The following is a 12,896-nucleotide window of genomic DNA, read 5'->3' on the forward strand; positions in this document are numbered from 1 at the left end:
TAAAAAGTAGTTCTCAAACATTTGTTACAAGTGCTTTGGAAACTTCTTGGCGAAAACCAAAATTTATTTTGGTCCTTGTTGTACTTCAACAAGACGCGTTGTTTCGACGACACTTCTTGGGGTTGTATGGTTAAGTGACTAAGCGTACATGGTGGATGCCTTGGCAGTCAGAGGCGATGAAGGACGTACTAACCTGCGATAAGCTGTGAGAAGTCGGTAAGAGACGCTATTACTCACAGATTTCCGAATGGGGAAACCCACCCAGCATAAGCTGGGTATCTATTACTGAATACATAGGTAATAGAGGCGAACCGGGAGAACTGAAACATCTAAGTACCCCGAGGAAAAGAAATCAACCGAGATTCCCTCAGTAGCGGCGAGCGAACGGGGATTAGCCCTTAAGTTTCTTGGAAGTTAGTGGAATGGTCCTGGAAAGGCCAGCGATACAGGGTGATAGCCCCGTACATGAAAACGACCTTGAAGTGAAATCGAGTAGGGCGGGACACGTGACATCCTGTCTGAATATGGGGGGACCATCCTCCAAGGCTAAATACTCCTGACTGACCGATAGTGAACCAGTACCGTGAGGGAAAGGCGAAAAGAACCCCTGTGAGGGGAGTGAAATAGAACCTGAAACCGTGTACGTACAAGCAGTGGGAGCCCTTCGGGGTGACTGCGTACCTTTTGTATAATGGGTCAGCGACTTACATTTTGTAGCGAGGTTAACCGTATAGGGGAGCCGTAGGGAAACCGAGTCTTAACTGGGCGTCTAGTTGCAAGGTGTAGACCCGAAACCGGGTGATCTAGCCATGGGCAGGTTGAAGGTTGAGTAACATCAACTGGAGGACCGAACCCACTAACGTTGCAAAGTTAGGGGATGACCTGTGGCTGGGGGTGAAAGGCCAATCAAACTCGGAGATAGCTGGTTCTCCCCGAAAGCTATTTAGGTAGCGCCTCGGACGAATACTACTGGGGGTAGAGCACTGTTTGGACTAGGGGGTCATCCCGACTTACCAACTCCATGCAAACTCCGAATACCAGTAAGTAATATCCGGGAGACACACGGCGGGTGCTAACGTCCGTCGTGAAGAGGGAAACAACCCAGACCGCCGGCTAAGGTCCCAAAGTTCTGGTTAAGTGGGAAACGATGTGGGAAGGCTCAGACAGCTAGGATGTTGGCTTAGAAGCAGCCATCATTTAAAGAAAGCGTAATAGCTCACTAGTCGAGTCGGCCTGCGCGGAAGATGTAACGGGGCTCAAACCAGGCACCGAAGCCGCGGATTCACACTTATGTGTGAGTGGTAGGGGAGCGTTCTGTAAGTCTGCGAAGGTGTATCGAGAGGTATGCTGGAGATATCAGAAGTGCGAATGCTGACGTAAGTAACGATAAAGGGGGTGAAAAGCCTCCTCGCCGGAAGACCAAGGGTTCCTGTCCAACGTTAATCGGGGCAGGGTGAGTCGACCCCTAAGGTGAGGCCGAAAGGCGTAATCGATGGGAAGCAGGTTAATATTCCTGCACGACTTGTAATTGCGATGGGGGGACGGAGAAGGCTAGGTGGGCCAGGCGACGGTTGTCCTGGTGAAAGTGCGTAGGTGGTGTTTCTAGGCAAATCCGGAGACACAACACTGAGACACGAGACGAAGCCACTACGGTGGTGAAGCCATTGATGCCCTGCTTCCAGGAAAAGCCTCTAAGCTTCAGATTACAAGTCATCGTACCCCAAACCGACACAGGTGGTCGGGTAGAGAATACCAAGGCGCTTGAGAGAACTCGGGTGAAGGAACTAGGCAAAATAGAACCGTAACTTCGGGAGAAGGTTCGCTCCTGACAGTGAAGTCCCTTGCGGATGGAGCAGTTGGGAGTCGCAGTGACCAGATGGCTGGGACTGTTTATCAAAAACACAGCACTCTGCAAACACGAAAGTGGACGTATAGGGTGTGACACCTGCCCGGTGCCGGAAGGTTAATTGATGGGGTTAGCGCAAGCGAAGCTCTTGATCGAAGCCCCGGTAAACGGCGGCCGTAACTATAACGGTCCTAAGGTAGCGAAATTCCTTGTCGGGTAAGTTCCGACCTGCACGAATGGTGTAACCATGGCCATGCTGTCTCCACCCGAGACTCAGTGAAATCGAATTCGCCGTGAAGATGCGGTGTACCCGCGGCTAGACGGAAAGACCCCGTGAACCTTTACTACAGCTTGGCACTGAACATTGAACCTACATGTGTAGGATAGGTGGGAGGCTTTGAAGGCGTGACGCCAGTTGCGCTGGAGCCGTCCTTGAAATACCACCCTTGTATGTTTGATGTTCTAACGCAGGGCCCTGAATCGGGCTCGCGGACAGTGCCTGGTGGGTAGTTTGACTGGGGCGGTCTCCTCCCAAAGAGTAACGGAGGAGCACGAAGGTTGGCTAATCCTGGTCGGACATCAGGAGGTTAGTGCAATGGCATAAGCCAGCTTAACTGCGAGACGGACAGGTCGAGCAGGTACGAAAGTAGGTCATAGTGATCCGGTGGTTCTGAATGGAAGGGCCATCGCTCAACGGATAAAAGGTACTCCGGGGATAACAGGCTGATACCGCCCAAGAGTTCATATCGACGGCGGTGTTTGGCACCTCGATGTCGGCTCATCACATCCTGGGGCTGAAGTCGGTCCCAAGGGTATGGCTGTTCGCCATTTAAAGTGGTACGCGAGCTGGGTTCAGAACGTCGTGAGACAGTTCGGTCCCTATCTGCCGTGGGCGTTGGATGATTGAAGGGAGTTGCTCCTAGTACGAGAGGACCGGAGTGAACGAACCTCTGGTGTTCGGGTTGTCACGCCAGTGGCACTGCCCGGTAGCTAAGTTCGGAATCGATAACCGCTGAAAGCATCTAAGCGGGAAGCGAGCCCTGAGATGAGTCATCCCTGACCCCTTGAGGGTCCTAAAGGGCCGTTGGAGACCACAACGTTGATAGGTGGGGTGTGTAAGCGCAGTGATGTGTTGAGCTAACCCATACTAATTACCCGTGAGGCTTAACCATACAACACCCAAGAAGTGTTTCTGGCCTTGTAGCGAATGAACGAACTACTTACCTAATTCAGTGATAGTGATAAGCCAGGGGCAACATCATTACTCACGTCAGCTTTCTGGATTAAGAATTTGCCTGGCGGCCATAGCGCCGTGGAACCACCTGATCCCATGCCGAACTCAGAAGTGAAACGCGGTAGCGCCGATGGTAGTGTGGCATTCGCCATGCGAGAGTAGGACACTGCCAGGCACCCAATTAAACAGTGATGTGAAGAATCACGTCATTGGCCGAGAGGATGACACCTCTGATAATCGGCAGAAGATTTAGCGAAAAGCTAACCAAATAGCGGAGCGGTAGTTCAGTTGGTTAGAATACCGGCCTGTCACGCCGGGGGTCGCGGGTTCGAGTCCCGTCCGCTCCGCCACTATATAAGCCCAAGTGATTGAATCGCTTGGGCTTTTTTCTTGCCTGAAATTTGGGTATGCCACACAGTGTGCCACAGGGCCTTGGCTGCCCTTCTCCACGATAGCATCTCTTTGGACAGGTCATCGTCATTACTCCTTCAGTTTAACCAAAGCCAGAGAGGGCCTGTGGCCCTCTCTGGCTATCTATTTTGTTGGTCAGTGCAAACAGCAGTGCTTGTACTTCTTGCCGCTGCCACAGGGGCACGGCTCGTTGCGGCCAATCTTGATGGGTGCCACCACTGGTTGAGAACGTACCGCTCGCTCGCCACGTTGTGCCAGAAAGTAGGCATGTAGAATACGTGCGGCAAAGCGGGCCTTGGTGGCTTGCTCTTGCAGATGCTCATTGCTGAGAGCTTCCAGCGATGTAGGCATGGTCTCCAGCGGTTCACTTAGAGCTATTGTCAAATCTGGTGTATGGAGTCGGTCAGGCGGCATTCCTGTCTGACTCATCCAGCACCTGTACTCCGTCCTTGAATTTCACGTTGTTTACCACCAACGTCAGCAGCACAAATCCCTTGAGCCGCTTCCACTTCTTCTGTGCCACTTCAAGCAGCTTGTAAACCATCGCCAGCGTGGTCTCCCGAGACCCGCAGTTCCGCGCTCTTTTACTTCGTAGCCTGACTGTAGAAAACGTCGACTCTATCGGGTTCGTCGTCCGGATATGCACCCAGTGCTCCGCCGGAAAATCATAGAACGCCAGTAACTCCTCCCGGTCTTTCGTCAGCTTCTCCATCGCCTTCGGGTACTTCGCTTCAAAGCGTACCAAGATACGGTCAAACGCCGTGTGCGCCTCATCCCTTGTCTCGGCCATCCAGATTTCATGCAGCGCATCCTTTGCCTTGGCATGCACTGATTTAGGCAACGCGGCCAGCACGTTTGCGGTCTTGTGCACCCAGCACCGTTGATGGACCGTGTCCGGGTAGCACTTGGCCAGCGCTCGCCAAAAACCCAGGGCGCCATCACCGACGGCAAGCTTGGGGCCCTTGTCCAGCCCTCTGGCTCGCAGCCCCATCAAGAGCTCTGTCCAACTGGCCTCCGACTCCCTCAGGCCATCCTCGACCGCTTGTGGCCATGCTCTGTCACGCCGATGAGCACCAGCAAGCAGAGCCGGTCTCCCATGCGCACGTTGCTGTATATCCCGTCAGCCCAACAGTACACATACCGCTTCAGGCTCAGGTCCCGCTGGCTCCACTCCCGGTGCTCATCACCCCAGTGTTGTTTCAGGCGGCTGATGGTGTTGGCCGACAACCCCTTGGCCTGCTCACCGAGCAACGCGCCCAGCGCCTCTTGATAGTCCCCAGTGGAAATCCCCCGCAGGTACAACCATGGCAGCAGCTCTTCTATGCTGCTGGAGCGCTTGAGGTAGGGCGGTAGCAGCGAGCTGTTGAAGCAGATCCCTGAGCCACTTCTGTCGCGCACCTTGGGCACCTTGATCTCGACATCGCCGATCCCGGTTTGGATGGTGCGCTCAGGCAAAAAGCCGTTGCGCACCACAGCTTGGCGGCCATCGGGGAGCTTGAGCTGAGCGTGGTGCTCGAGCAGAGCCTGAAGCTCAGCGTCCACAGCTTGGGCAATCAGGTCTCTGGCTCCTGCACGCAGCAGGTCCGTGAGCGGGTCGGTTTACTCGGCCTCTGGTTGAGGCAGGGCTCTGAGGGTAGAATTGGTCATGGCGTATCACCTCTGTTGATTGAGATTCTTCGCGGGAATCAATCAGCAGGATACGCCACCTCTTCTATCCCTCCGTACACCAGAAATGACCATAGCTCGTTCACTTATCATCGCCAGTGCAGCAGCTTCTGGCGCCGGTAGCGTGGGCCATGGAGCCAGCTCAAGACCTCCCAGATAACCACCACACCAGTCATGGATCTGAGGAACCCACTCACCATGTCGGTCGTCGATATCCTGTCAAAAAATACTCGCCGAACACATCAAATCAATAAAAGCAGGACCTTGAATGACATTTTAATTAATGTCTTTGTTTAAGGTACTGTACATGATGTAACGCTAATTAAGATGCGGATTTATATAGTTTAGTAAAAGCTACTCCATTCTTGGAATAAACTTTTTTACCTCACTAATTAATTCATTTCTGTTTTGTATGTTTATATATTTAATTTGGTTGAGTGCCTCTGTTCTGCCTTTGTGAGTTATGTCTGATTTTTCAAGGTGTGTTTTTACTACTGCATTTGATTCATTAACGATTTTGCCTACTGAAGATGCCGCCCAAGCGACCTGGGCTACTATTATTGGTATAGTCGCTACAGGCATTAAAACCTTTGCCGCGGTCAGAACTGCATTACCTGCCAGACCAATAGACACGCCCACTGCCGCGGTGTCTTTGACCTCATCAATAATTATATTTTTAGTGTCCATTAACTCCTTGATCCCTTCTTTATCTACCGTAGTGACAGTGCGAAACCCCTTAACAGCCTGGAAAATACGTGTGGGGATATTGTTTTGTGCATCAGAAATTGATTTTTTTATTATGGGTTTAACGTCCAGTTGCGAGATGTTTCCTGTCTGAGAAAACTCGGCTAATGCAGTAATGTTTTCCTTCTGATTCTTGATGGATTCATGTGCAGGCAATTTACCTTGGCTAAGGTCACTAAGAACGCCCCCCCTGCCAGAGAGATTTTTACTAATCTTTTCCATCAGGGAAAACTTGTTTTGTTTTTCCGTGTGTTTGACATTTAGAGCATGAATTCGATCATTTCCAAAAGAGGAAGATGATGTCTGTTCAACTGATTTTGGCGGTGCCGAATGTTTATAGACCTCATAACCCATAGTTGCAGCTGCCACAGCACCTGAAGCAACTGCTTTCCACATCAACCCCTGAACATCGAATCCTGATGACGGATTATTTTTAACCATTCTGAACAGGTTTAGCCCGTCCACTGTGCCCGCCGGGTCCGCGCTCAGCCACCGTCCCACCCACGGCTGGTAGTAGCGGTAGCCGTAATAGTACAGCCCCGTCGCATCGCGTTCCTTGCCTGAGTACCGCACTGTCTTGTAGTTCGCTTCCACCGCGCTGCGGGCGGTCCACACTGCCGTACCACCGTACGGATAGTACTCCTCCATGCTGATGACGTTGCCAGTGCCATCCAGCTCAAGCTGACTGCTGCCGATGAGGTTGTCGTAGCTGTAACGCATCTGGTCATTGTGTGTTTCTGCCGGCTTTCCACTCTCCCAGTGGAGTACCCGCACCTGCGCTCGGCCGGCTTCGCCCACGGTAATGACCTGCAGACTTTCGGTTTCTGTTTTACCGCTTTTCGTGCTGCGCAGCTCTAGCCCCGGCAGGTACATTGCCTGCTGCGTCTGCATGCTGGCATTCGTTTTCTGCACGCTAACCTTCAGGAGTCGCTGGTTGCCCGAGTCATAGCGGTAGCTTTCACGGTCATCCTCACTGCCATTACGTACAACTGGCGTTACCTTCAGCAGCTCGCTACGTGGTGTCCAGACCAGACTCAGCCCCGGCAATAGCTGCATCTGCTGGCCGCCTGGTGTGAATAGCGCGTCCACGTCTGAAGGATTTTCCGTCAGCGTGCTCAGCACACCCCTGTTGCTGCGGTTGCTGACCGTGATGTCCATGGTGTAACTGTTGTTGGTGGCCGGGGCGCTGTGGCGTATTTGCGTCAGGTTGCCAGCTTCGTCGTAGGTGTACGTTCGGGTGTAGTTTGTGTATGTGGAGCTGTCAGTGGACAGGGGAACGGTAACAGGTGGTAAACCGCTGCCCTGCTGGCCGGCATTCGCCATCTCACGCCCGGTGGCGCTGACCAACTGGTATAGACTGTCGTAGGTATAAGTGTTCTTCGGCACCACTTTCTGGTTACGCCAGAAGCGCGCCTCTTCAGCATCGTTGCTGATTTTCAGTACGTTGCCCACCGGATCATACGTATAGCGCAGGTCCTGCAGCACCTTAGCTCCAGAGATATGCTCGGCAGGGCGCTCTGTTTTAATCCCAGTGTGGCGCTGCGTCTCAGCTTCATACGTGTATGTGGTGACCACGCCGTTACCGTGTACCTCACGCAACTTCTGCCCAGCGGCTGAATACGTCAGAGACTCCACGATAACTTTCTCTACACCATCTTTTTTCACCGTCAGCCAACTGCCCGACAGCAGGCCCGCCACGTCGTACGCCACCCGCTGCCTATTACCTTTTGCATCCGTGGTGGTCAGCACCGACCCGGTGGCGTCCGCAGTGGTCAGGGTGGTATATACCTCACCATTCAGCAGGCCATTCCAGGCGGACACATCTGCGCCCTGCCAATCGGCCACGACGTCGGGGCTATCCGCGTTCTTCAGCAGGCGGCGGGTGACAGATAGCGGCTCGCCGGTCAGTGCCACGCTGTCCATCTGGACCAGACCAGCGGTATCATAGTGACTGACGCATTGTCCGGCCAGGTTCATGATCTTCTCTGCATCAGTGTTGCCGGCATACACGAACCGCTCAGCAATCCGCGCGTCTTCATCGGTGACTTGCTCCGTGATGCTCAGCGGACGACCGGGTAGTGACGTTTCCTCATATTGCCAGGTGCGGGTCACGGCCTGACCGCTGTCCTGCGTGCCGTCATCCGCAGTGCGGATATTGCAGACCTCGATGAACGGCCGGCCAGCGGCATCGCTCAGGGCCAGGGTGGTCCCGTCATCGGCGCCCTGAGTACGCAAAGTGGTTCCGTAAAGGTCTGTAAGGTAGCTGAAGTTCACCCGCCCGGTATCGTGTAGGCGTGGGTCAGCGCTCTTCGTTAGGAAGCCTCGGGCATCGAACTGGTGGCGGGTGACACGATCATCCGTGACGCGCGGCGAGCTAGGATGGCGGTGGTACGCAATGTCACGGACGGTCAGGCCACGGTTGTCGAGGACCGTAACCGTCGGGGTGTTGCTGTAAAGCGATGTGTTCATTATTTTTTCCCATAACGTCATGATAAAAACCGGCAGGTGAACTGCCGGTATCCGGTTCACTCTTTGTTGCCGTCCGTCACGAGGGTGTCATTTTCATCCTCACTAACCACGAACCAGGGGGTGAATTGCGCTCGACGTAGCCAGCCTTTAGCGGTAATGACCTGCCATTCTCTCCCCAGCGGATCGTAACAGTGGGTGTCTGCATGCAGGTCCCGACGCGCACTGTCATCACTGACATAACGCCAGTCATTGAGGAAATAGGGTTGATAGGTCCGTATAGGTTGCCCTTTATTGTCGTACTCAGTCCGCCCGGTAACCGCCCAGCGAAAGTTGGTAGCGTCATTCAATAGGCCCCCCATCTCGTCCACATTTAGACTGCCATCTTCATTGCGCTGCCATGCATTTCCGGCCTCATGACGTACCGCCATCTGTAGAACCCGACCAAATCCATCGCTAAACGTCACTTGTTGACGGATTTGTTGTTGTGAGTCGCAGTCGTACCGGTCAGTCACCAACGCCAATCCATGGGGAGGTAAACGTGACGTCTCGGCAAGCAAGCGACGTAGCGGTGTTGACAGGGCGCTTGGTCCATTTCGGATGCCAGCCAGTGCCCGTAGTCGGCCATCCTCGGTCAGAATTCGCTGAGTCAGGGCATCCGTGTGCGTCAACCCGGCGCGCGTTAACTGTATCTGACTGACCACGGGCATCCAGCTGTCTGGCACGTAAACCTGACAGCTGGCCACGGGGAGCGGCGCGGTCAGTTGCAGTGCCTGGTCTATATTTTCCGGCAGCGTAATAGGGAGTTGACTGTAGCCGATGTCTCGTCCTGCTTCAGTGCCCCAAAAGCGGCTTGAGGTCACTCTTCCCAAGGCATCCAATGTCAGAACACTGACGTTATCATTCACATCTGTGAGTTGGTTTGGTATCAGAAAACGGTAGTCATAATGGGCAGAGGTGGTGAGCCCAGCGGCATCCTGATGTCCTGTCACCACACAGTGATGGAGGTCCCAGGTCAGGGTACTTGCCCCTGTCAAGGCCGTTTCACGAAAAGCCACAGGACGCCAGAAGTGCGCAGCCGAGTCATAAACAGTGTGACCTAGGCGAGCGGTCCATAGCAGAGACTCCCCGGGACGGGCAAACAGATAGTCAGACTGCTGATAGCCGGCCGCTGTCAGTTGGTCGGTGGTAATGCTGTCAGACAGGCTCAGCACGATATCTTCATCGAAGATGGCGATATCGGTAAAGGCGACCAGAGCCTGAGGCGTGGGACTTTCGGTGGTTGGGATCCCCTGAATGTCCTGATACCAGATCTGCTGTTGCCCAATAAACGCGTAAGGCTGCGAGCCTGCAATCAGGCCGCCGCTGTCCTGCAGGCTTTCCAGCGTCACACCGGCAACAGGGAGGAGTGCGTCAGCGTATGTAAAGGCATCCCCGCGTGACCTGTCCGGTAAACCCAGTACCCGGATGCCGTTGTCTGTATCAATCTGGTGATGCCAGCTGTATTGCTGCAGCGTCAGCCGCAGCATCGCCTGCTGCTCATCGTAACTGCTGTCAAACAGGGTCGGCGGTATACTGTCCGGGTAAGGGCTGGTTGCTGGTTTGGCCCGCCGTGGGTAATTTACCGTCACCTGACGTAATGGCTGCCCATACGCATCACTGGCCAGTACGATAAGTTGTTGGCATTGTGGGTCATTGATGATGCGCTCATAAGTATATGTCCGGCTTTCGGCACTGGATGGCCAAGCCACCACAGATGGGCCATCCGTTTCAATCAGACGAACCTGCAGCCGATTTTCGGTAACCGTATAGGGCACGCTGGCTTGCGCACTCTCGTCCATCCCATACACTTCACTGCGCAGTAGCATCCCCTTCATTGCTCGGTTCAGCCAGAAAACCTCGTTATCTTCTGGCGTATAGACCGATTCCTCTTCCCCTTCCCCTATCGTTAGACGGGGAAAAAACGGTCCGAAAGCCTGCTTGTCGGCCTGCCAGTATTCATATGGCAGCTGCTTGTCGACAATAGAAAAGCCGGTCGAAAACCACTGACGAGTCAATGTCGGCAGTGCCCGTCCTGCCCCAGTCCCCTGACTGGTCATCAATTCAGAGTCTTGTACCTCAACATATCCGAAGCCACGAAACTCCCGCTCCCGACTGTCCCAGACACCATGTCGGTAACGCGCTTCGCTGACCACTTTGTTACCCGTCACCTCATCCTGCCACTCACTGCGCCACAACAAGTGCAACGGCAACGGCTGGTAACTGGCCGGGGCCACATCTCCCTGAGATTGACGCAACGCCTTTTCATCCAACCAGAATTGGGCTGCACTGCGGTAATGCAGGTTGTGCTGAGCCCCCATGTTGTTGTTCATCACGTTTAGCAGCCAAGGCTTGGTGAGGGTCAGATGGCAGACCCAGTGCTGCGGTGTCGGGTGCGGACGGCTCAGCAGCAGACTCGCCACCCCCAACCCTTGGATATCTGCAACCTGTAACTGGCAGGTTCGGTCATAGGCCGCTCCGTCAGGGAACGTTACGCTAAACGGAGCCGCAAAGCGGTTACCGCTTTGATTCAAATAAATTTCCAGCCGGTCGGCATGCGCATAAATCAGGTCCGTTGTTCCAGAACCATCAATATCAGCCAGATAGATCTGCTGCGGATTAAACGTGGTGGCTGGTTGACTGAAGCCGTCAATGTCAATCGGAGCGCCAAACCGTCCTTGTCCCAAGTTAGGCCAGCATGTGACCCCATTTGAGCGAACCTGCACCAAATGGGGTTGTCCAGACCCCAGCGGATCGCTAAAGGCCACCAGCGTTTGCGGGTCTGCATCAGGAATAGGCAGTATCACCCCGGCAGATTGCAACACCGTTTGCGCTGGCTGCCAACCCGACCCCGTCCCGGCGTAAAGTCTAACGCTGCGGGGACCAATCATTACAACATCAACCCGCCCGTTTCCCAGCAGGCCTGCTAACTTGGCACGAGGATGTCCATACTCCACCGGTAATGCCTGCAGGGGAGCAAAATGTTGCCATCCTCCCGACACAGTTTGGTCGTAGACCCCAGCGACACCAGAATGAGTGACCACCCACTGCGGTCGTCCCTCACCTCTAAGGTCGAGCAGCATGGCCCCCTGTTGCTGCGAAGGAATGGATGGTAATGGGGTTGCGGCTGCCCAAGTGATGGCCTCCTTGTCATCACTGCTCGACTGTCGCAGCGGTGCGCGGTACCACCAGGCACCCTGGTCCTGATACAACACGCCAGCCGCCCCCTCTCCGTGCAAGTCAATCAGTTGATAAGGGTGTTGAGCATTCAGGTTTTGCAGGTCATGGCAGACTTGCCAATCGGGCTGTGCGGGGGGGGCGAATGTCTGCCAGCCAAACTCCAGCGGAGGCAGAGTCCGTAATGTGCCGTCTTCATCAGGCTCATAGGCTACCTGACGCGCGGCGGTAAGCAGACTGACGGTGGGCGTTTCTTCATATTCCAGCAGCAAGCGGTTGACCAGCGTGGGTGTTTCATCATCTTGAGCCTGACCAGCCAAGGTCTCCAGTCGATGGAACATCATGACCTGACGACACAGGCGGCGGGTGCGAACCTCAAAGCCGTACTCATAGCGAGAAAAACTGTCCTGTCGACATAACCAGTCCCCCAAAGAGGCAAAGGGGGGGATATCAGACAGAGCCAAACTTCGCTCGCCATAGTCCAGTACCAGGCAGAACAGCCAGTCCTCTGCGGACAGGGCATTTGTCCTCAGCCCAGGAGGCTCGCGCCCTGCAGTCAGGTTACCGTAGTACACTGCGGTGAGGTAGCGCTGCGCAAAAGCCGAAGGGTGGGCGCTGACCTCATTGGGCGTGCTGCCTACTTCGTCTTCAGCCCGGTAACGGTAATAGCATTGCTCTCCGGTCACGGACACCGAAGACTCCAGCAGCCATTGTGCGGTTTGCTCGGGGTTCTCCGGGTTGGATAACCGGGCGTGAGAGTTTTTCCCCAGCAGGGCGATATGACCATCCGGGGCATACTGCACCCAAAAATCCTCGGTATTCCCCTCCCGCGAGGACCAGTATTCAAAACGACCAAAGTCTTGCTCGATTCGTGAGCGGTAGGTGGTGACAGCAAACTCCGCCCCCAGTGCAATGTCCAACAAGGTGTCACGGAAACGGGCACCTGCATCATGACTGACCTGCACCAGCACTTCACCGTCTGGCCCCACAAACTCATCACTGTCTTGGTAGGTGGGCACGCCCTCGCGGGTTCGGCGACTGATGCGCGGCAGGCTCAGGTCCCACCCCATGCCAAAAGCCCCATTGCCTGCATGGCTACTGTAATGCAAGGCCAGCGTAGGGGCTTCTCCTCGGCCAGCAGAAATCGGCAGCGGAAGTGTCAATCCGGCCGCGCCGTCGGGGCCGATAGCACTCAAAGTACCATTCAACCCCGTCAGGCTACCTCCCCCCTTGGGCAGCGTGGGTGCACCCTGACGCAGTTCATCTGAATTTTGCATAGCTAACTCCCGACAGACCGCCCGCAGGCGGTCTGTC

The 12,896-nt window shown here is 54.7% G+C and carries 3 protein-coding genes, 1 tRNA gene, 2 rRNA genes and 1 pseudogene; 3 read left to right on the plus strand and 4 right to left on the minus strand.

Annotation, left to right across the window (positions count from 1 at the left end; genetic code table 11):
* Window positions 1–128: 128 nt before the first annotated feature.
* The 3 genes from WJM78_RS01120 (at window position 129) to WJM78_RS01130 (ending at window position 3,430) form a co-directional block, all read left to right on the plus strand.
* A 23S ribosomal RNA gene (locus tag WJM78_RS01120) occupies window positions 129–3,018 on the plus strand.
* A gap of 122 nt (window positions 3,019–3,140) precedes the next feature.
* Window positions 3,141–3,255, plus strand: a 5S ribosomal RNA gene (rrf, locus tag WJM78_RS01125).
* A gap of 98 nt (window positions 3,256–3,353) precedes the next feature.
* Window positions 3,354–3,430: transfer RNA gene (locus WJM78_RS01130), tRNA-Asp, on the plus strand.
* Between the two features lie 196 nt (window positions 3,431–3,626).
* Here the strand turns inward: WJM78_RS01130 and WJM78_RS01135 are convergent.
* The 4 genes and pseudogenes from WJM78_RS01135 to WJM78_RS01150 form a co-directional block, all read right to left on the minus strand.
* The gene (locus tag WJM78_RS01135) at window positions 3,627–3,842 is read right to left on the minus strand and encodes an SEC-C metal-binding domain-containing protein (protein ID WP_339012762.1); all 216 of its coding nucleotides are present in this window, start codon (window positions 3,840–3,842) and stop codon (window positions 3,627–3,629) included.
* A 52-nt stretch (window positions 3,843–3,894) separates the two neighbouring features.
* Window positions 3,895–5,072, minus strand: a pseudogene (locus tag WJM78_RS01140) (IS256 family transposase).
* A 438-nt stretch (window positions 5,073–5,510) separates the two neighbouring features.
* Window positions 5,511–8,369 carry an RHS repeat domain-containing protein gene (locus WJM78_RS01145; protein WP_339012765.1) on the minus strand — a complete coding sequence of 953 codons (2,859 nt, stop codon included), beginning with the start codon at window positions 8,367–8,369 and terminating at the stop codon, window positions 5,511–5,513.
* 56 nt (window positions 8,370–8,425) lie between these two features.
* Window positions 8,426–12,859: a SpvB/TcaC N-terminal domain-containing protein gene (locus tag WJM78_RS01150; protein WP_339012768.1), complete on the minus strand. Its 4,434-nt coding sequence runs from the start codon at window positions 12,857–12,859 to the stop codon at window positions 8,426–8,428.
* Window positions 12,860–12,896 lie beyond the last annotated feature (37 nt).

This window comes from Aeromonas popoffii (assembly GCF_037818705.1).
GTDB lineage: Bacteria > Pseudomonadota > Gammaproteobacteria > Enterobacterales > Aeromonadaceae > Aeromonas > Aeromonas popoffii.